We start from the raw sequence: 19,722 nt of genomic DNA, 5'->3' as shown, positions 1-19,722 counted from the left end.
CGGGACCGGCTCCCCCGCCCCACAGGCGAAGGGCCCCCGGCATTCAGCCGAAGGCCCTCCCGTCACCTCACCGGTGTCTCCGGTCCGTCCTCAGCCCAGCGGCTGGATCCGGAGGTCGCGGTAGCGGACCTTGTTGCCATGGTCCTGGAGACGGATCGCGCCGGTCGACGCGCCCTCCGGGATGCTGCCGCCGGTCGGGCCGGTGATGGCCACGTTGTCGTGGACCTTGACGCCGTTCCAGACCAGGGTCACCCGGGCGTCCTCCGTCTTGTTGCCCGCGCTGTCGAAACGGGCGGCACGGAACGTGAGGTCGTAGGACTGCCAGGTCTCCGGGGCCTTCGCGGCGTTCTGGTCGGCCGCCTTCTGGTTGTAGATGGCGGCGGCGTCGTTCGCGGCCAGTTTCGGTACGCCGAAGGAGTCCAGGACCTGGATCTCGTAGCGCTCCTGGAGGTAGACACCGCTGTTGCCCCGGTCCTGCCCGGTCACGTTGTCAGGGAGCTTGGGGACCTTGAACTCGACGTGGAGCTTGTAGTCGCCGAAGGACTGCTTGGTGCGGATGTCGCCGCAGCAGACCTCGATGGCGTCCTGCTCGGCCCGTGGCCAGCCCACCGCGCGGCCGTCGGTGTGCTGCCACTGGGACAGGGTGCCGCCGTCGAAGAGGTCGATCCACGCGCCGGGCCGGCTCAGCTGGAGCATGTCGAGGTTGACATGGCCGTCGTCACCCTCGTCGTAGCGGTAGCTGATGGTGTTCGTGCCCCCGCGCAGGCTCAGCCGCTCGGTCCTGGTGGCCCAGGTGGTCCAGCCGCCGGTGGGCGGCAGGGCGCTCTGGCGGACCTTCTCGCCATTGACGTACACGCTGATCTTCTTGGTGCCGTTGAAGGGGTGCGGGCCGTTGGCGTAGCGCAGTCCGACGTCGTACATGCCCTTCTTGGGGGTGTCGACGTGGAAGGTGACACCGGCGCCCTGGGTGCCGAAGCCGTCGACGAAGCCGCCGCCGGAGTGGCCCTGGTGTTCCTTGGTGACACCGGCACTGCCGGACAGCTTGGCCTCCTCCGCCTCGTAGGAGGCGGGGGCGGAGCGGTCGCCGGGGATGGCGTTGAGGGTGTACCAGGCCTCGGTGCTCCACAGAGCCTCGCCGCTCGCGGCGGCGAAGGGGCGCGGGGAGCGGATGTGGACCACACGGTCGGCGGTCAGGCCCGGGATGTCCAGGGTGACCTGGGTGCGGTCATTCGACACGACGGCCCTGGACACGCTCAGCGCCTCCTCGTCGATCTTGGGGCCGCCGTACTCGGGCGTGGGCGAGTAGCGCCACTGCCGGACCTCGTAGCTCTGGGCGAGGTTCTGGGCGATCCGGTCGAGGGTGGCCTGGGACAGCGGCTTGGTGTACTTCAGGACGAAGCCGTCGTCGGTGGCCCGCATCGAGTGGATGTCGAAGGCGCTGGTGCCGTTCGGGGTGAGCTTCTGGAGGCCGAAGCGGAGCTTGCCCTCCTGGCCCCAGTTGCCCTCGGCGCCCAGGCCGCCCGCGTAGAGCGCGCCGTCGGGGCCGACGCTGATCCGGTTGACCCCGGCCTCCAGGCCCTGGGTGTGCCGGAAGACCGCGCCCTGGTATTCGCCGTCGACCTTCTCCAGGCTGGCGCGCTGGAGTCCGCCGTAGGTGACATCACCGAAGAGCAGCTGCCCGGCGAAGGGGCCCTTCTTCAGGGTGAGGGGTGTGCTGGGCGAGTTGGCGATCTCGTTCTGCGGCAGCCACAGCACCGGCTTGGTCGCCGGACGGTCGTCGAAGCGGCCGCTGACCGTGTTCTCGCCGTCCTTGAAGCGGGTGTAGTGATTGAAGAAACGATCCTTCTTCACCTGGACCAGCTTCGACGCGGGCAGCCAGCCGCCCTGGTTGTCGGTGACGAAGAGTTCCTTGCCGGGGCCCCAGCCGATGCCGTTGGGGGTGCGCAGCCCGCCCGCGAGGTAGGTGACCTTTCCGGTGCGCTTGTCGACCTTGAGAGTGGTGCCCCGGTCCTTGGCGGGCTGCGGGTCGGTGGTGGCGCCACCGTAGTTGATGGCGACGGAGAGGTTGAGGTAGAAGCTGCCCTTGTCGTAGAGCAGGCCGAAGGCGAACTCATGGAAGTTGCCGCCGTGGGGCCAGGCCGCGACCGTGCGGTAGGTGTCGGTCACCTCGTCGCGGTCGGTGTCGTTCAACTCGGTCAGCTGGTGCTTCTCCGACACATACAGCTTGCCGTCGACGTACTTGATGCCCATGGGCTCGCGCAGCCCGGAGGCGATCTTCTTCGCGGTGACCTGCTCGGGGCCGGTGGAGCCGGTGACATTGTCGAGGAGGTAGACCTCGCCGTTGCTGGTCTGGCTCTCGCCCCAGGTGGCCACGGCGAGCCGGCCGTCGGGCAGCCAGTCCATCGCGGAGACCTTGGGCTCGAAACCGGGCGGACGCAGATCGGTCAGGGTGTAGTTCGGGTGGACGCCCGCCAGCGGAAGGCCGTCGCCGGGGCTGTCCTGGCCGCTGACGCACTCCTTGCGGCCGGGCGCGGTGACCCGGACCACGCCCGCGTCGGTGCTCAGCGCGGTGCCGGGCACCACGGTGAAGCCGGCGGCGCCGGGCGGCTTCCACTGGAGGGTGATCTGCTGGCCGCCGCCCGCCTCGAAGTGCTCGATGCGCAGCGGGTGCAGACCGGCGGTCAGCTGGGCACTGCCGTCCTTGGGGTCGGCGCCGTGCAGCCCGTCGTGGTCGATGACCAGTTTGTCGTCCAGGAGCAGCCGGGAGCCGTCGTCGCTGATCAGCCGGAAGTCGTAGGTGCCGTCCCGGGGCACGTCGAGATGGCCGATGACCTGGGTCATGAAGTTGCTCGCCATGCCGAAGTCGGCGTCGGACGACCAGTCGATGACCGGCATCAGCTTGTCGACGTTGGGGGTCTGGCCCTCCTTCAGCTCGCAGAGTTTCTTGAGCGGCGCCTGGACGTCGAAGACGCGCAGGGTGACCCCGGGTTCCTGGGGCGGGATGTCGGCGGTGGCAGCGGCGCGGTCGGGGGTGTCGGCGACGGCGGGCGCGAAGCTGCCCGCGACGAGCAGGGCGAGCACGACGCTCGCGGTGCGTCTGGAGAACTGGCGGTACCGCCCGGGTCTCGGCCCAGGTCTTGGCCCTGGTCTCACATTTCCTCCTGGCGCTCGGGGTGCGGAAGGGGGGCAACTCGCCGAGACACTAGGGACTTTTCACCGCACGGTCCATACTTCGTCCACAGAGAGTCAAAAGTTTTTTCACAGGAAGCGGAAGAGGCGAGGATTCCGGTTCAACCGGGCCACGGCCGCCAACTCCCGCCCCAGCAGTTGGCCTTATGTCGTACGGGGATACGATTTGGTCGGCGTCGTACGCAGCGGGGACCGGGTGGGACCGGGAACCGCACGGCGTCCGGCGAGCATCGGTACAGGCGCGGACCGGCGCATCAGCGGCGCGGACGCACGGGGGCACACGGGGTGCACCGGACACGATGCAAAAGGCGGGGACCGTGGCGTATGGAAGAGCCCGGCCGGGGTGGGGAGCCCTGGCCGTGTGCGGCATGCTGCTGGCCGGTTGTACGGACGGCGGCGACGGGGGCGACGGGGGCGGCACCGGGACCAAGGGCGGGGAGCAGTCGGGCGGCGGGGTGAGCGTCGCCTCGCCGGAGGCCGCTGCCTCGCAGTCGGCGCAGCCGCAGCGGATGGAGACGGACCCGAAGCTCCAGCCCGGCACGGAGGCCGAGGCGAAGGCGCTGATCGGGAAGGTGATCGCGGGGCCGGACCTGTTCCCCGCCGAGGTCCGGCAGTCGACGCCGTACGAGAGCGATCCGAGTCGCTGGGCGGTGCTGGGGCGGGACTGTGTCTGGCAGCGCGAGCCGCTGCCGGACGACGTACTGGCCACGCTGACCCGGCACTTCGAGGTGCCCGCGGGCGACGGCAAGGGTCTGGTGCGGATCTCGGCGACCGTGACCGTGCACCGGACGTCCGAGGACGCCGGGTGGGAGCAGGCGGGGATGCTGGAGGAGTCCGTGGACTGCGGCGAGCAGATCCTCCAGGACGGTGAGCTGCTCACCGGGCTGATCACGCTCGCCTCCAAGTGGGGCGAGGGCAACAACCGGTTCAGCGAGGACTCGCTGATCGAGACCGGGCAGTGCGTGAGCGAGGAGCACGGCGGGCCGTATCCCTACTGGTGGTCGCAGGCCACCTTCGGGCCGGTGACGGCGGCGACCTCGGTGTGCGGCGGACGCGGCTACGACGACGGGTCGTTGCAGCCGATCGTCGAGAAGGCGCTGCCGTGGATGCTGCTGCGGGCGCAGGAGCAGGTCGGGCGTCCGGTGGAGGGCAAGGCGGAGTCGGCGTCGCCGGGTGGCACGCCCTCGGGGGCGGAATCGGGGGCGGCCACCGGAGAGGACTCCGGGGCGAAGTCCGGGGCGGAGTCCGGGGCGGAGTCCGGGGCGGACTCGGGTGCGAAATCCGGTATGGACGCCGCAGCCGCTGCCGGTTCCGGCACGGACTCCGCTGTCGGCTTCGGTGCCGGCTTCGGTGCCGGCTTCGGTGCCGGCTCCGGCGCTGGGTCCGGCGCTCGCTCCGGTGTCGGCTTCGGTGTCGGCTCCGGCGCTGACTCCGGTGTGAAGGAGGGTTCGTGATGGAGCGGCTGCTTCCCTCCGATCCGTCCCGGCTCGGCGCCTACCGGCTGCTCGGCCGGCTGGGCGCGGGCGGCATGGGTGTGGTGTATCTGGCGCGGGCCGGGAACGGCGATCTGGCCGCGGTGAAGGTGATCCAGCCCGAGTTCGCCGAGGAGGACGAGTTCCGGGCCCGCTTCCGGCGTGAGGTCGCCTCGGCGGGGCAGGTGCGCAGCCCGTGGGTGGTGCCGGTGCTGGGCGCGGACACGGAGGCCGCGTCGCCGTGGCTGGCGACGGCGTTCGTGCCGGGCCCGTCGCTCGCGGAGGCGGTGCAGGCGTGCGGCCCGCTGCCGGTGCGGGCGGTGCGGGTACTGGGCAAGGTGCTGGCGCGGGCGCTGGCCGCGGTGCACACCGCGCACCTGGTGCACCGGGACGTCAAGCCCGGCAATGTGCTGCTGGCCCTGGACGGGCCCCGGCTCATCGACTTCGGCATCGCCCGTTCCACGGCCGCCGAGGCGACCGAACTCACCTCGGCCGGGGTCATGGTGGGCACGCCCGGCTTCCTCTCCCCCGAGCAGGCGCGGGCGCGGGACGTGGGCGCCCCCAGCGATGTCTTCTCGCTGGCCTGTGTCCTGGCCCACTCCGCCACCGGCCGCCTGCCGTTCGGCACCGGCGCGGTGGACGCGCTGCTGTACCGCACGGTCCATGACGCGCCCGACCTCACCGGCATCACCGACGACGGGCTGCGGGACCTGCTCGGGCACTGTCTGGCCAAGGATCCCGCCGGGCGGCCCACCGCGGCGGACGTGGACCGGGCGCTGGTGGAGGACGCCCCGGAGGGGGCCGTCGACTGGCTGCCCGACCCGGTGGTCACCCTGATCGCCGAGCGGTCGCACGCGCTGCTGGCGCTGCCCGGCATCGAAGCCACCCTGGTCCCCGACACCGTCGCGCCCGAGCGGGCCCGGCCCGGACGGCGCCGGTTCCTGACGCTGGCCGCGGGCGGCGCGGCCGTACTGGCGGCGGGCGGCGGGACCGTCCTGTGGGCGGCGCTGCGGGACGAGGGCGACGGTACGTCCGGGCAGCCCGACGCGGCGCAACGGGTCATCGGCGTGCACGCGGACCTCAGCGGCCCGCAGCAGGCGGCCGGTGTCGCGCAGGAGCGGGCCGCGCGGCTGGCCGTGGACGAGTTCAACGCCCAGCGGGACAAGCCGTTCACGCTGGTCCTCGACGTGGTGGACGACAAGGGCGAGGCGGCGCGGGCCACGGCGGCGGCCCGGCGGCTGACGGGCCGTCCGGAGGTGCTCGCCGTGCTGGGCCCGACCGGCTACGCGTCGGCGGAGCATTCCATGGCGGTGTACGAGAGCGCCCGGCTGCCGGTGATGACGGTGTCCGAGCTGTCGCTGTCCGCGTCGCAGGCCGCGCTGATCGCCTCGCCCAAGTGGTACTTCCGGGCGGCGGCCCTGGCGCCGTACACCGCGTACGGCACGGTGCTGGCCATGGCGGCGCGGGGGTCGAAGAGGCCGGGGCTGCTGATCGACCGCGCGAGCGGGATCAGCGGCTATGAGCTGACCACGCTCGCCAAGGGCGCGGCCGGCGGTCTCTCGCTGGACCTGTACACCCGGGTCGTGCCGGACTTCGCGGACCCGGCGTCGGTGGTCCCCGACCTGATCGAGAACGGTATCGACGGGCTGTTCTACACCGGCACCGCCGAGCGCGCCGCGTCGGTGGCCCGCGCCCTGGCCGAACGGGACTTCGACGGGCCCCGGTTCGTCGACACGGGCTCGGCGACGGACGCCTTCACCGAGGCGGCGGGTCCGGCCGCCGAGGGCTGGCAGGCGGTCAGTCCGCACATCGATCCGGCGGCTCCCGAGGTGGCGTCCTTCGCCGCCGCCTACCGCGACCGTCACGGCACCGCGCCACCGGCCTCGGCGGCAGAGGCGTACGACGCCATTCGCCTGCTCGCCAACCGGATCGCCTCGCTGGACGGCGGCGGCGACCGGGAGGAACTGGCGGACGCGCTCGCGGCGTCGCGGTACCAGGGGCTGGCGGGGCTGTACGCGTTCGACGACGAGCACCGCCGGGAGGTCGCACAGGTCCATCTCCGCGTGGTGAACGACGGCGGGTTCGGCTACGTCGACGTGATCGATCTGCCGACGTGATGGATCGGCCGACGTGACCGACCCACTGACCTGACCTGACCCGCCCCCCTCGGCCCCCGGTCCCCGGTCCCCGCCGAACCCGGCACCGTACGACCGCTTCCCGAACGCACCGCGAGGAACGAAACGCATGCGCGCACTACGGCCCGAGGACCCGGAGACCCTGGGCGGGCACCGGCTGCTCGCCCGGCTCGGCACGGGCGGCATGGGCACGGTCTATCTGGCCCGCGCCGCCGACGGGGCGCCCGTCGCCCTGAAGGTGATCCGGGCCGAGTACGCCGCCGATCCGGCGTTCCGGGCCCGGTTCCGCCGTGAGGTGCGCCTCGCGGGCGGGCTGTCCGGGCGCTGGGTGGTGCCGGTGACGGCGGCCGACACCGAGGCCGCCGCGCCTTGGCTTGCGACCGCGTTCGTGGCGGGCCCGTCGCTGGCCGAGGCGGTGTCGGGGGCCGGTGCGCTGCCGGGCCGTACGGTCGCCGTCCTCGGGGCACGGCTGGCGCGGGCGCTGGCCGAGGTGCACGCGGCGGGCCTGGTGCACCGGGATGTCAAGCCGGGCAACATCCTGCTCGCCCTGGACGGCCCCCGGCTGATCGACTTCGGGATCGCGCAGGGCGCGGGCGTGACCGCGCTCACCGCCCCGGACGCGGTGATCGGCACCCCCGGCTATCTCGCCCCGGAGCAGGCGCGGGCCTCGGCGGGCGAGGTGGCGGCGCCCAGCGATGTCTTCGCGCTCGGCTGTGTGCTGGCGTACGCGGCCACCGGGCGGCGGCCGTTCGGCACCGGCGATCCGAGCGCGGTGCTGTACCGCACGGTCCACGAGGAGCCGGATCTCGTCGGGCTCGACGCGGTACTGACACAGGAATTGGCGGCCGTCGTCACCGCGTGTCTGCGCAAGGCGCCCTGGGAGCGGCCCACAGCGGCCCAGCTCGGGGAGGTGTGCGAACGGGCGGCGGGCGAACGGGCGGCGGGAGGATGGCCGGCGGTCGATTGGGGGGCGGGCGGCGGATCGTACGGCCCGGCCGACAGATCGTACGGCCCGGTCGACGGCGCACTTGGTCCGGCCGACGGATCGTACGGCCCGCCGGAGGACGGAGACGGAGCCCGGTCCGGGTCCGGCTCCCCCGCCTGGCTGCCGCCGGAGGTCGTGCGGCTGGTCGCCGACCGTTCCGCGCGGGCGCTGGACCCGCCGCCGCGTCCGGTGGCCGCCATGCCCGAGGTGCTCCCCGACGACACCCGGGACCGACCCACGACCCGGCGCCGGGCACTGCTGATCGGCGGCTCGGCGCTGGCGGTGGTCGCCGCGTCCGGTGCCGCCGCGGCCGTGCTGCTGGTGCGGCGCGACCCGTCGACGCAGGGCGCGGCGCCGCAGGTGCCGACGCGTACGCTCGCCTTCCAGGGGGATCTCTCGGGCGCGCAGAAGGACATCGGTACGGCCCAGGAGCGGGCGGCGCGGCTCGCGGTCGCCGACCACAACGCCCGTGCGGACATCACCTTCCGCCTCGCGCTGTCGGTGCACGACGACGGGGGCGACACCGGGCGGGCGGCGACCCTCGCCCGGACCCTGGCGGACGACCCTGAGGTGCGCGCGGTGATCGGGCCGACCGGGGCCGGCACCGCGAAGGCCGCCGCGCCGCTGTACCAGGCGGCGTCGATGCCGTTCGTGCTGGTGTCGGCGGACCCCGACGAGGCGGGCCTGTCCCCCGCGACGACCCGCAACCTCGTGGTGACCAGGGCTCCGGGGTCGTACCGCACACTTCCGCTGATCAGCTATCTGACGCGGGTCCACGACAGCCGGCGTACGGCCGTCGTCGAGGACGGCGACGGGGGCGCGATGGCGCGGGACGCGAGCCAGAACTTCCGGGACACGGTGCCCAACGGGGACGATGGCGGGACGGTCTCCGTGCATCAGGTGGCCGCCGGTGAGGACGACTTCGGGCCCGCCGTGCGGGAGGTGCTGGCGGCCGACGCGCAGGCGGTGGTCTATGCCGGGACGTCGGCGGTCCGCGCGGCGGCCTGTGCGCGGGCGCTCACCGAGGCCGGGTTCCCGGGCGCGTGTGTGGGGTTCGAGGCCGTGATGCGGCAGGAGTTCCTGGACGCGGCGGGCGGCGCGGCCGACGGCTGGGTGTTCGGGGCGTCGTTCACCGAGGTGCTGTCGGTGGACACCGGGGCGGCGCGGGCGTTCACGGCCGCGTATCGCGAACGGTACGGGGCGCCGCCGGGCCGCTGGGCGGTGGAGGCGTACGACGCGGTGGGCCTGCTCGGCCGCACGCTCGACGCGTTCGGCTCCCGCGCCTCCGTCGAGCCGGGCGAGGTGGCCGAGCGGGTGTTCGTGACGTCGTACGAAGGGGTCGCCAAGCCGCTCGGTTTCACGAAGGACGGGGAGCGACTGCTCCAGCTGGAGCGGTCGGCGTTTCTCTACCGGGCCGAGGGAGGACAGTTCCACTTCCTGGGGCGGTTCGACCAGGTGACGGCGGACAGCGCGTAGCGGGCGGTTCGCTCATGCCTGTCGGCTGCGCATGTGGACATGGCGGAGTCTGCGGGCTTGACCCGGTCCTACTCCCAGGCCATCGACTGGCACCCCCTGCTCCCTCGGCCCCGACGACGGCACCGGGCAGCGGCTCGACTGAACAACGGCGGTCCCGGCGGGGCCGGTCTGGACATGCCGCTGACCGTCGGACAGACGATGGGTGAGGTGGTGGACGAGTACGACCTGATCGGCGTGGACCCCCGGTTCGCGGGCCGCTCACTGGAGTTGCCCCGGCCTGGGCCGGCTGGGCGGCCGACCGGAACGCGACCCATGTGGAGCGGCTGGTCACCACGTATCGGGACACGGGGCGGCTGCCCGCGCGGGAGGTGATCTGCCGGAAGCAGCCGGGCGAGGAAGAGGAAGAAGGAGGGGCGGGCCCGAGTCAGGTCCGCCCCTCCCCCCTCTTGCACACACAGGCCGGTCAGGCGCCGACGTACTGTGCCAGGTGCTCCCCGGTGAGGGTGGCGCGGCCGGTGACCAGGTCGGCGGGGGTGCCTTCGAAGACGATCTTTCCGCCGTCGTGGCCCGCGCCGGGGCCGAGGTCGATGATCCAGTCCGCGTGGGCCATGACCGCCTGGTGGTGCTCGATCACGATGACGGACTTCCCGGACTCGACCAGCCGGTCGAGGAGGCCGAGCAGATGGTCGACGTCGGCGAGATGCAGCCCGGTGGTCGGCTCGTCCAGGACGTAGACCCCGCCCTTCTCCGCCATGTGCACGGCCAGCTTCAGCCGCTGGCGCTCACCGCCGGACAGGGTGGTGAGCGGCTGGCCGAGGGTGAGATAGCCGAGCCCGACGTCCGCGAGCCGCTCCAGGATCTTGTGCGCGGCGGGCGTGGCGGCCTCGCCCTCGGCGAAGAACCGCTCGGCCTCGGCCACCGGCATCCCGAGCACCTCGCTGATGTCCTTGCCCCCGAACCGGTACTCCAGTACGGCAGCCTGGAACCGCTTGCCGTCACAGTCCTCGCAGGTGCTGGCGACGCTCTGCATGATCGCCAGGTCGGTGTAGATGACCCCGGCGCCGTTGCAGGTGGGGCAGGCGCCCTCCGAGTTGGCGCTGAACAGGGCCGGCTTGACGCCGTTGGCCTTGGCGAACGCCTTGCGGATGGGTTCCAGCAGCCCGGTGTAGGTGGCCGGGTTGCTGCGCCGGGAGCCGCGGATCGGGCTCTGGTCGACGGAGACCACGCCCTGGTCGGCCGGGATCGACCCATGGACCAGGGAACTCTTGCCGGACCCGGCGACTCCGGTGATCACGCACAGCACGCCGAGCGGGATGTCCGCGTCGACGTCCTGGAGGTTGTTGGCGCTCGCGCCGCGGACCTCCAGGGTGCCCTTGGGCTCGCGGACGGTCTCCTTGAGCGTGGCCCGGTCGTCCAGGTGCCGCCCGGTGACCGTGTCGCTGGCGCGCAGTCCTTCGAGCGTGCCCTCGAAGCAGACGGTGCCGCCGCCCGTACCGGCGCCGGGGCCGAGGTCCACGACATGGTCGGCGATGGCTATCGTCTCCGGCTTGTGCTCCACCACCAGCACGGTGTTGCCCTTGTCGCGCAGCCGCAGCAGCAGGTCGTTCATCCGCTGGATGTCGTGCGGGTGCAGGCCGATGGTCGGCTCGTCGAAGACGTAGGTGACATCGGTGAGGGAGGAGCCTAGATGGCGGATCATCTTGACGCGCTGGGCCTCGCCGCCGGAGAGGGTGCCGGCCGGCCGGTCCAGGGAGAGATAGCCGAGGCCGATCTCCTCGAAGGAGTCGAAGGTGTGCTGGAGCTTGGCGAGCAGCGGGGCGACCGACGGTTCGTCCAGCTCACGGATCCATCCGGCGAGGTCGCGGATCTCCATCGCGCAGGCGTCGGCGATGTTGATGCCCTTGATTCTGGAGGAGCGGGCCGCCTCGGCGAGCCGGGTGCCGCCGCAGTCGGGACAGTCGGTGAAGGTGACCGCGCGCTCCACGAACGCCCGGATGTGCGGCTGCATCGCCTCCTTGTCCTTGGACAGGAAGGACTTCTGGATCTTGGGGATCAGGCCCTCATAGGTGAGGTTGACCCCGTTGACCTTGACCTTGGTCGGTTCGCGGTACAGGAAGTCGTGCATCTCCTGCTTGGTGAACCGGCGGATCGGCTTGTTCGGGTCGAGGAAGCCGGACTCGGCGTAGACCCCGACGGTCCAGACGTTGTCCGACTTCCAGCCCGGGATGGTGAAGGCGCCCTCGGCGATCGACTTCTCGTCGTCGTAGAGCTGGGTGAGGTCGATGTCGGAGACCTTGCCGCGGCCCTCGCAGTGCGGGCACATGCCGCCGGTGCGGGAGAAGGTGGCCTTCTCGGCCTTCTTGTTGTTGCCGCGCTCTACGGTGATCGCGCCGCTGGCCTTGACCGAGGGCACATTGAAGGCGAAGGCGCCGGGCCCGCCGATGTGCGGGTCACCGAGCCGGCTGAAGAGGATGCGGAGCATCGCGTTGGCGTCGGTGGCGGTGCCGACCGTGGAGCGCGGGTCGCCGCCCATGCGCTGCTGGTCGACGGTGATCGCCGTGGTCAGACCGTCGAGGACATCGACCTCGGGCCGGGCCATGTTCGGCATGAAGCCCTGTACGAAGGCGCTGTATGTCTCGTTGATCAGCCGCTGCGACTCCGCCGCGATCGTGTCGAACACCAGCGAGCTCTTGCCCGAGCCGGAGACCCCGGTGAACACCGTCAGCCGGCGCTTGGGGATCTCGATGGTGATGTCCTTGAGGTTGTTCTCGCGCGCGCCGTGCACCCGGATCAGGTCGTGGCTGTCGGCGGCGTGCGGCTCGGGCGACTGCGGGTCCGTCCTCTTGGCCATGGTCTTCTGTTTCTCCAAGCGGTCTTGATCGGTTCTGTGCTGCCTGACGTCGCCTTCGCCGTCCCCCTCCGGCGCCGCCTGTGTGAGTTCGGCCGTCTCTGAATCAGTCCGGTATCGGCCGCTCCGGCCGGTCCTGCGTCAGGCCGTCTCCGCCTCGCTCCCGCGTCAGGCCGTCCCGGGCCGGTAGGTCAGGTTAACCGGCCCGGGTCGCTACGTCGTGGGCTCGACGGCCGGGGGCCCGGGGCTCAGCGCTTCTCCTGGATCCGGATCATGTTGCCCGCGGGGTCGCGGAAGGCGCAGTCGCGGACCCCGTACGGCTGGTCGGTCGGTTCCTGGACCACTTCGGCGCCGGACTGGAGCCGGTCGAAGGTGGCGTCGACGTCACGGGTGGCGAGGAGCAGGCTGGCGTAGGTGCCCTTGGCCATCATCTCGGTGATGACCCGCTTCTCGTCCTCGGTGACGCCCGGGTCGGCGCCCGGCGGGAACAGCACGATGCTGATCTCCGGCTGGTCGGCGGGGCCGACGGTGATCCAGCGCATCCCCTCGTAGCCGACGTCGTTGCGGACCTCGAAGCCGAGGGTGTCCCGGTAGAAGGCCAGGGCCTTCTCCGGGTCGTCGTGGGGCAGGAAACTGGCGTGAATGCTGATGTCCATGGCCCTCACGCTAACCTCGGGCCGAAAGGGGCGCTTCTCGATTCCTGACGGGTCGCGTGACCTGCTTGGCCACGCACGACGGTATCCCCGCCGTCGCCGTCTCCCCCTCCCGCCGGTACACGCTCGGCGGCACCCCGACCAGCTCCGTGAACCGTGTGCTGAAGGTGCCGAGCGAGGAGCAGCCCACGGCGAAACACACCTCGGTGACACTGAGGTCGCCCCGGCGCAGCAGCGCCATCGCGCGCTCGATCCGGCGGGTCATGAGATAGCTGTACGGCGACTCGCCGTAGGCCCGGCGGAAGGCGCGGCTCAGATGCCCGGCCGACAGGTGCGCGCCGCGCGCGAGGGCCTCGACGTCGAGCGGCTGGGCGTACTCCCGGTCTATCCGGTCCTTGACGCGCCGCAACCGCGCGAGGTCCCGCAAGGACTGATCCGGGGCGGATCGACTACTCATGTCCGAAATACTACGTCCGGGCACTGACATTGGGCCTGACCTGCATGTTTCTCGCCGAGCGGGCGGCGCGGGAAATATGCCTCGCCAGGCGGCGGCCGACGGGTTAGGATCCCCGGCGATGATGACTCACTCCCAGAACAGATCGGGGGACCCGTCCGCGCAAGGTGAGTGCTGATGCTCACTTCCGCTGTGGACGACGACTCCCGGGTTTCCTTCTGGCCGCGCGTGCGCGAGTTCGCCGTGCCGGCCTCCATGATCGAGCGAGCGACCGCCCGGCGTACGGCCGGGGACTGGGCAGGGGCATGTGCCGCCGCCGGGGTCGAGGTCGATCTCCATGTACGGTCACTGGCCCGCGCCTATGGGCAGGAGCCGGCCGCCCGACTCCGCGCGGATCTGCGGCACTTGGCGCCCGATCTGCTGCGCTGGCATCTGCCGAGGATCGCTCCCCACGGGGTGCTCAGGCCCGGTCTGACTGTCGCCCTCGCCCGTTACGGGGCCGCCGCGCGGGACGGCACGTCCGCGCTGTATCTCGTGGCCCGGACCGTGCCCGCCTGGGCCGACGCCGGTCAGCGGATCAGCCTCGCGGTGTGGGACGGCTCGGGCGGCGACACCCCAGGCCAGCGGTATCCACACCCGCACCCCCACCCGCACCGGAGATTCCGGTTCGATCTGCATCGGCATCTGTGGGATGTGCGCAGGGTGGGTGAGCTGCCTGCCCGGTCGACGGCACCTGGGTGGTCCGCTTCGGGTGGGCCGGCTCCCGGTCCTGTTCCGTACGCCGATCTCCTGCGGGGTGTCCCGGACGGGCGGCGGCTCGCCGTCGGACGGTGGGCCGACGAGGCGCGTCTGCTGCTCGGGGCGGACGGGGTGGCCGACGGTCCGGTCCTCGTGCGGGCGGGCAGCCGGCATCGGTTCCTGGTGGCGCCGGACGGGACGATCACCCCGGCGGGCGCCGTCCGCGGCGGACCCGTGCTGCCGGACGCGGCGACCTGGGTGCTGCCCGATCTCGAACTGCTCCGCGCGGGTGCGATCGAGGGGGACCGGCTCCATCCGCTGGTCGCCGCCGCGCTCGTACCGGGACGGCATGGGTCATCAACTACCTTGTCCGATAAGGGTGTTGGGCCACGGTTGGTGGAGTGCCGGGGTGCGATGCACCGGATCGGGCTGGTCGGTGGTGTGCTCGCGGCGCTGGATCACGATCGGGACGAGATCCGGCGCGAGGAGTTGCTGGCCGAGCTGACCGGTACACCGCTGCCGTGTCTCCAGGCCATCGACCGGGCACACCGTCACCCCAACTGCCTCGCCGACATCCGGGAGCGGCTGCGTCACGGTGACACCGGCGGGGCGCTGACGGTCGTGGAGAACCTGCTGGGTCCCGGAGCGCTGCTGCGGGACGGCGCGTTGCGCGAGGCGCTGGAGAGCGCGGCTCGGCAGCGGGTGACGTACGGGCTGTTCCGGGCGGGCATGACCGATCCCCGGTCACCCCGGCGGGAACGGCCGCGTCCGCTCCCGCCGTCCGGCCGCCGCAGCCGGCCCCGGCACGCGCACGTGCACTGACCCCGGGCGCTCCGCTCACCGACCCGCACACCCTCACCGACCTTTGCTGACTCCCCCTCACCCACCTCCGCGGTCCACCGCCGGACGCCTCCGCGCGCCCGGCACGAACAGAAGCCCGGTGATGCCCTATGACGTTTCCTGCCCTGCCCGCGCCCGCCGCTCAGCTCGACGTGGCCGATGAACTGCTGGCCCTGCTGGCCGATACGACCACCGAAGCGCGGCCCGACACGCAACTGGAGGCCCTGACCCTGGCGGTGGCCGCCGATCTGCCCGTTCTGTTGTGGGGTGAGCCGGGGATCGGCAAGACGGCGGCGCTGACCCGGCTCGCCGAGGCCCTGGACCTTCCCCTGACCACCGTCATCGCCAGCGTGCACGAGCCGTCGGACTTCTCCGGGCTGCCCGTCGTCGGGGACGACCCGGCCGAGCAGGGCGTCCCGATGGCCCCGCCGGACTGGGCGGTGCGGCTGGTGCGGGCCGGCCGGGGACTGCTGTTCCTGGACGAGCTGTCCACCGCCCCGCCCGCAGTCCAGGCCGCCTTGCTGCGGCTGGTGCTGGAACGGCGGGTCGGCGCGCTGCGGCTGCCGCCCGGCGTACGGATCGTGGCCGCCGCCAATCCGCGGGCCTCGGCGGCCGACGGCTGGGAACTGAGCGCACCCCTGGCCAACCGGTTCGTGCACCTCCAGTGGACCCATGACCACGAGGTGGTCGTCCGGGGACTGGGCGGCACCTGGCCCCAGGCCACGCTGCCCCGGCTCGACCCCGCGCGGCTGCCGGAGGCCGTCGGCTTCGCCCGGCGCGCGGTGTGCGGACTGCTGGGCGCGCGGCCCGGCCTGGTGCACCGGCTGCCGAACAGCGAGACCCGTCGCGGCGGTGCCTGGCCCTCGCCGCGCAGCTGGGACATGACGCTGCGGCTGATCGCCTTCGCCACCGCGGCCGGTTCCTCGCGGGATGTGCTCTCCCTGCTGGTCCGGGGGACGGTCGGTGACGGTCCGGGGCTGGAACTGCTGGCCGCCGTCGACCGTATGGACCTCCCCGACCCCGAGACACTCCTCGCCGACCCGGCGCACGCCGAACTGCCCGCGCGCGGCGATCTGCGTCAGGCGGTGCTCGACGGGGTGGTCGAGGCGGTACGCAACCGCCCGGGCCGGGAACGCTGGGACGCCGCCTGGACCCTGCTGGTCCGGGCCCTGGACACCGGCGCCCCGGACCTGGTCGTCGTACCGGCGTCGACGCTCGCCTCCCTGCGGCAGCAGGACTGGGACGTACCGGCGCAGATCGAGCGGCTCGCGGGGGTGGTGACCCTGTCCCGGCAGGCGGACCGGCTACGGGACCGGGCCGAGGCCGCGGGGAAGGCGGGCCGATGACGACGCGGCGACCCGCGGCACCGACTGCGGCACCGACCGCGCCGCCGGACACGGCACAGGACGCGCGGCCGCCGGCCGGTCCCGACCCCGGCCGCCGGGCGGCCCACCGCCACGACCCGGACCGCGCCCCTGACCACGACCCGGACCCAGGCCTCGGTCGCGGCCTCGATCGCGACCCAGATCGCGAACCAGATCTCGGCCCAGATCTCGGCCTCGATCTAGAAAAGCTCTACACCGCACGACTGCACGCCGCCCGCGTCCGGCCGTATCTCGCCACGGCGTTGTTCGCACTGCATGTCGTCGCCTCGCGGCAGGTGCCGACGATGGGGGTCGACCGGTACTGGCGGTGCTATGTGTCCCCGGCGTTCGTGGACCGCACCCCGGTGGAGGAGCTGGCCGGGGTGTGGGTCCACGAGGTGTCGCATCTGCTCCGGGACCATCACGGGCGCAGTGACCGGATCGCCCGGCAGCGCGGGCTGACCGGCCCCGGCGACCGGCTGCGGATGAACATCGCGGCGGACCTGGAGATCAACGACGATGTGTACGGCGACGGACTCACCGAGCCCGCGGGAGCCGTCGTACCGAAGGCTCTGACGCTCAACGACGGCCTGCTGATGGAGGACTACCTGAGGCTGTTCCGGCTCGGTCCGCACGCGCAGGGGTTCGTGTGGCTGGACTGCGGCAGTGGCGCCGACGGGCTCGACCGGGAGTGGGAACTCGGGCCCGGCGGGGCACACGGACTGAGCGCGCAGGAGCGGGACGCGGTGCGGTTCCGGGTCGCGCGGGGCATCACCGGACGGCCAGGCGACGCGCCACAGGGCTGGCGGCGGTGGGCCGAGGAGGCGTTCCAGCCGCCGCAGCCATGGCGGGAACTGCTGGGCGCGGCGATCCGCTCGGCGGCCTCGGGCAGCGGCGCCGGGGAGGACTATTCGTACGGCCGCCCGTCGCGGCGCTCGTCCGGGCTGCCCGGTGTCGTCCTGCCGAGTCTGCGGCGCAGACCGCCCCGGGTCTGCGTGGTCATCGACACGTCCGGGTCGGTCAGCGACACGGAACTCGGTGGTGCGCTGCGCGAGGTCGCCGAGATCTGCCGGGCCGTGGGCGGGCGGCGCGATCTGGTCAGTGTGGTGCCGTGCGACGCGTCGGTGGGGGTGACCCAACGGCTGTGCCGGGCGGAGGGGATCGCGCTGACGGGCGGGGGCGGTACGGATCTGCGGGCGGGGTTCGCCGCGGCGCTGCGGGCGCGGCCCCGGCCGGAGGTGATCGTGGCCCTGACCGACGGCCAGACGCCCTGGCCGGATTCCCGCCCGCCCTGCCGCACGGTCATCGGTCTCTTTCCCCGGGTGGGGCGGGGCGCCGATGAATCCGACCCCGACTATGTGCCGTCGGGGCCGCCGGAGTGGGCACGGGTGGTGGAGATCGTGACGGACGGGTGACCGCAGCGTCCGGGCCGCCGTCTCAGGGGATCCGGTGACGTCCCGTTTCCTCCCTTGCCGACTCGCTTGCCGACTCCCTGGCCGACTCACCGGCCGACTCACCGGCCGACTCACTGGCCGACTCGCCGGCGGGCGCGGCCCGTACGGGCTTCCGGGCCTGCGCCGCCCGCAGCCTGCGGCCGCGGCGGGTCAGTCCCCAGGGCTTGAGGATCGAGAGGGCGGTCATGAAGAGGTAGGCGGACAGAGAGACGACCGGCCCCGTCAGGATCTCGCCGGTGTCGGGCAGGGTGTGCCCGGCCGCCACGGCGGTCACCGCGTCGTTCACCCCGGGGCGCAGGGCGAGGGCGGTCGCGGTGACGGTGGCGAGGGTCAGCCAGAACTTGGTGAGCACCCAGCGGTGCCGGGCCAGCCCCCACGGCGTACCGAGGGCCAGCACCAGCCCGGACGCCAGGGTGAGGAAGGCGACCGGCAGCAGGAGCCGGTCGGCGAACAGCTTCATGGCCCGTACGGACGCCTCCACCGTCACCGCGTTCGCGGTGGTGGCCGCGGTGACCCCGAGCGTGAGCAGCCCGAGCGTGAGCCCGAGCCAGCAGGCGGCGGCGACGGCATGGACGACGAGGGAGGCCCGGCGTGCGGGGCGGCTGAGTTTCACCTGCCCCACCGTGCCGGGCACCGGGGGTGCGGGGCATCTGACGCAGGGAGTAGGCGGACGTACTGGCGTGGGCGTACGGAGCCCGGGAATCCGGGTGCGGCAGGCTTCGACGACGGACGGGGTGGTGTCGGGCGGATGGCCGGATCCATGGGATCCGTCGGCTCAGTAACCCCCGTGCCCCACCTGCTCCTATGATGCCTAGGTGTTCACCCGCGCCTTCCTCCACCACGCCCCCCGAGGGGCCGCCCGGCCATGACCGTGCGGCGGCGTTCCGGTTCCGTGGTGCTGGGCCTGCTGGTGGCCCTGGCCACGCTGTTCGGCGTGGCATGTCTGTGCGCCCAGGCCAACGCCCAGGCCGGCCAACAGCGCTCCGGACCCGCCGTGCACACCGTGCAGGGCGCCCAGAACGGCCGCGTACTCGATCTCGTCTGTCTCTCCCCCGGTCACCAGGAGTGCGACGGAACACCCGCGGTGGACACCCCGACCACGGGCCCGGTCCCCCAGCCGCAGCCGCTGGGTCTGCCCGCCCGCGAGGCCCCCGGCCCGGTCGAGGTCCCCACGCTCACCGTCCGGTACGCGCCGCCGCCGCGTCCGCCCGATCTCCATGTCCTGCAAGTGCTGCGCACCTGACCGGTGCTGTCACCGGTATCCGTCATTTTCCGCCGCGCACAAAGGACTTCATCATGGCCACGGCCAAATCCAAGAACTCGGATCAGGGCAAGAACGCAGGTCAGGGCAAGAACGCGAGTCAGGGCAAGACCGGCAGCAAGGCGGCCAAGTCGGCCTCGCGCCGGGCCCGAATAGAGGAGCAGCGCCGCGCCGAACGGGCTCGTGAGCGCCGCGGCCGGATCATCACCATCGCGGTGTCCACGGCGATCGTGCTCAGTCTGATCGGCGGTGGCTGGTATCTGCTGGACTCGGCCAATCAGCAGGAGCAGGAGCAGGCCGCCCCGGTCGAGGGCGAGCAGACATGGGAGGACCTGAGCCAGACCCATGTGGAGGAAGAGGTCGACTACCCGATGACGCCACCGGTCGGCGGCGACCACGACGGCGTCTGGCAGAACTGCGACGGCGATGTCTACACCGAGGCGATCATCGACGAGAACGCGGTGCACTCCCTGGAGCACGGCGCGGTCTGGGTCACGTACAACACCGAAGCCTCGGACGCCGACGTCGAGACGCTGACCGAGCGGGTGCAGAGCACGCCGTACACGCTCATCAGCCCGTACGACGACTCCGACTCACCCATCACGCTCTCGGCCTGGGGGCACCAGCTGAAGGTGACGGAGGCGTCGGATCCGCGGATAGACGAGTTCTTCGAGAAGTACATCCAGGGCAGCCAGACCCCGGAGCCCGGTGCGGCGTGCACGGGCGGTATCGGGGCGTGACCTCGCGGGGGTAGGCGGGGGGGGGGGCCCGGGGGGGGGCCCCCCCCGCCCCCCCGGGGGGCCAACGGCCCCCCCCCCACAACCAAAAAACAAAAGAAAAAAAAAATACCGGG

12 protein-coding genes and 1 pseudogene are annotated in these 19,722 nt (G+C 72.4%); 8 read left to right on the top strand and 5 right to left on the bottom strand.

Annotated features, from left to right (window positions below; all coding sequences use genetic code 11):
• Positions 1-90: 90 nt before the first annotated feature.
• Positions 91-3,081: a family 16 glycoside hydrolase gene (locus tag ACFRFC_RS00330; RefSeq protein ID WP_382679440.1), complete on the bottom strand. Its 2,991-nt coding sequence runs from the start codon at positions 3,079-3,081 to the stop codon at positions 91-93.
• A 425-nt stretch (positions 3,082-3,506) separates the two neighbouring features.
• Between ACFRFC_RS00330 and ACFRFC_RS00325 the strand changes: the two genes are divergently transcribed.
• From ACFRFC_RS00325 to ACFRFC_RS00315, 3 genes are all read left to right on the top strand, one after another.
• A complete protein-coding gene (locus ACFRFC_RS00325; RefSeq protein WP_382679437.1) occupies positions 3,507-4,643 on the top strand; it encodes a hypothetical protein in 1,137 nt (378 codons plus the stop codon).
• Entirely contained in the window at positions 4,643-6,778 is a 2,136-nt protein-coding gene (locus ACFRFC_RS00320) for a bifunctional serine/threonine-protein kinase/ABC transporter substrate-binding protein (protein ID WP_382679434.1), read from the top strand. Before ACFRFC_RS00325 ends, ACFRFC_RS00320 begins: the two co-directional genes overlap by 1 nt.
• Positions 6,779-6,905: 127 nt before the next feature.
• Positions 6,906-9,257 (top strand): bifunctional serine/threonine-protein kinase/ABC transporter substrate-binding protein, encoded by a 2,352-nt coding sequence (locus ACFRFC_RS00315; RefSeq protein ID WP_382679431.1) that lies wholly within the window; start codon positions 6,906-6,908, stop codon positions 9,255-9,257.
• Positions 9,258-9,720: 463 nt separating this feature from the next.
• Here the strand turns inward: ACFRFC_RS00315 and ACFRFC_RS00310 are convergent, their stop codons facing one another.
• From ACFRFC_RS00310 to ACFRFC_RS00300, 3 genes are all read right to left on the bottom strand, one after another.
• Positions 9,721-12,108, bottom strand: coding sequence for an ATP-binding cassette domain-containing protein (locus ACFRFC_RS00310; RefSeq protein ID WP_382679428.1), 2,388 nt, complete (start codon positions 12,106-12,108; stop codon positions 9,721-9,723).
• Between the two features lie 245 nt (positions 12,109-12,353).
• Positions 12,354-12,761 carry a VOC family protein gene (locus ACFRFC_RS00305; RefSeq protein ID WP_382679425.1) on the bottom strand — a complete coding sequence of 136 codons (408 nt, stop codon included), beginning with the start codon at positions 12,759-12,761 and terminating at the stop codon, positions 12,354-12,356.
• A 10-nt stretch (positions 12,762-12,771) separates the two neighbouring features.
• Entirely contained in the window at positions 12,772-13,215 is a 444-nt protein-coding gene (locus ACFRFC_RS00300; protein ID WP_382679422.1) for a helix-turn-helix transcriptional regulator, read from the bottom strand.
• Between the two features lie 174 nt (positions 13,216-13,389).
• On the opposite strand from ACFRFC_RS00300, the gene ACFRFC_RS00295 reads away from it, so the two are divergent.
• The 3 genes from ACFRFC_RS00295 to ACFRFC_RS00285 all read left to right on the top strand — a co-directional run bounded on the left by ACFRFC_RS00295 (position 13,390) and on the right by ACFRFC_RS00285 (position 17,569).
• Positions 13,390-14,772 (top strand): hypothetical protein, encoded by a 1,383-nt coding sequence (locus ACFRFC_RS00295; RefSeq protein ID WP_382679419.1) that lies wholly within the window; start codon positions 13,390-13,392, stop codon positions 14,770-14,772.
• Positions 14,773-14,900: 128 nt separating this feature from the next.
• Positions 14,901-16,136: an AAA family ATPase gene (locus ACFRFC_RS00290; RefSeq protein ID WP_382679416.1), complete on the top strand. Its 1,236-nt coding sequence runs from the start codon at positions 14,901-14,903 to the stop codon at positions 16,134-16,136.
• On the top strand, positions 16,133-17,569 hold the full coding sequence (locus tag ACFRFC_RS00285) for a VWA-like domain-containing protein (protein ID WP_382679413.1): 1,437 nt from the start codon (positions 16,133-16,135) through the stop codon (positions 17,567-17,569). The genes ACFRFC_RS00290 and ACFRFC_RS00285 overlap by 4 nt, the downstream gene beginning before the upstream one ends.
• A 127-nt stretch (positions 17,570-17,696) precedes the next feature.
• On the opposite strand, the pseudogene ACFRFC_RS00280 reads toward ACFRFC_RS00285, so the two are convergent.
• Positions 17,697-18,221, bottom strand: a pseudogene (locus tag ACFRFC_RS00280) (DUF2269 domain-containing protein); the annotation flags it as partial.
• Positions 18,222-18,473: 252 nt separating this feature from the next.
• On the opposite strand from ACFRFC_RS00280, the gene ACFRFC_RS00275 reads away from it, so the two are divergent.
• Complete coding sequence (locus ACFRFC_RS00275) at positions 18,474-18,851, top strand: hypothetical protein (RefSeq protein WP_382679410.1); 378 nt, start codon at positions 18,474-18,476, stop codon at positions 18,849-18,851.
• A gap of 53 nt (positions 18,852-18,904) precedes the next feature.
• Positions 18,905-19,609 (top strand): DUF3105 domain-containing protein, encoded by a 705-nt coding sequence (locus tag ACFRFC_RS00270; protein WP_382679407.1) that lies wholly within the window; start codon positions 18,905-18,907, stop codon positions 19,607-19,609.
• Positions 19,610-19,722: the final 113 nt, after the last annotated feature.

The organism is Streptomyces sp. NPDC056734 (assembly GCF_042790455.1).
GTDB lineage: Bacteria > Actinomycetota > Actinomycetes > Streptomycetales > Streptomycetaceae > Streptomyces.
This window is presented reverse-complemented; position numbering and strand designations above follow the sequence as displayed.

Coding starts and splice junctions, on each gene's coding strand:
- ACFRFC_RS00320 (WP_382679434.1), top strand. CDS start 4,643: ATGGAGCGGCTGCTTCCCTCCGATCCGTCCCGGCTCGGCGCCTACCGG.
- ACFRFC_RS00315 (WP_382679431.1), top strand. CDS start 6,906: ATGCGCGCACTACGGCCCGAGGACCCGGAGACCCTGGGCGGGCACCGG.
- ACFRFC_RS00310 (WP_382679428.1), bottom strand. CDS start 12,108: ATGGCCAAGAGGACGGACCCGCAGTCGCCCGAGCCGCACGCCGCCGAC.
- ACFRFC_RS00305 (WP_382679425.1), bottom strand. CDS start 12,761: ATGGACATCAGCATTCACGCCAGTTTCCTGCCCCACGACGACCCGGAG.
- ACFRFC_RS00300 (WP_382679422.1), bottom strand. CDS start 13,215: ATGAGTAGTCGATCCGCCCCGGATCAGTCCTTGCGGGACCTCGCGCGG.
- ACFRFC_RS00295 (WP_382679419.1), top strand. CDS start 13,390: ATGCTCACTTCCGCTGTGGACGACGACTCCCGGGTTTCCTTCTGGCCG.
- ACFRFC_RS00290 (WP_382679416.1), top strand. CDS start 14,901: ATGACGTTTCCTGCCCTGCCCGCGCCCGCCGCTCAGCTCGACGTGGCC.
- ACFRFC_RS00285 (WP_382679413.1), top strand. CDS start 16,133: ATGACGACGCGGCGACCCGCGGCACCGACTGCGGCACCGACCGCGCCG.
- ACFRFC_RS00275 (WP_382679410.1), top strand. CDS start 18,474: ATGACCGTGCGGCGGCGTTCCGGTTCCGTGGTGCTGGGCCTGCTGGTG.
- ACFRFC_RS00270 (WP_382679407.1), top strand. CDS start 18,905: ATGGCCACGGCCAAATCCAAGAACTCGGATCAGGGCAAGAACGCAGGT.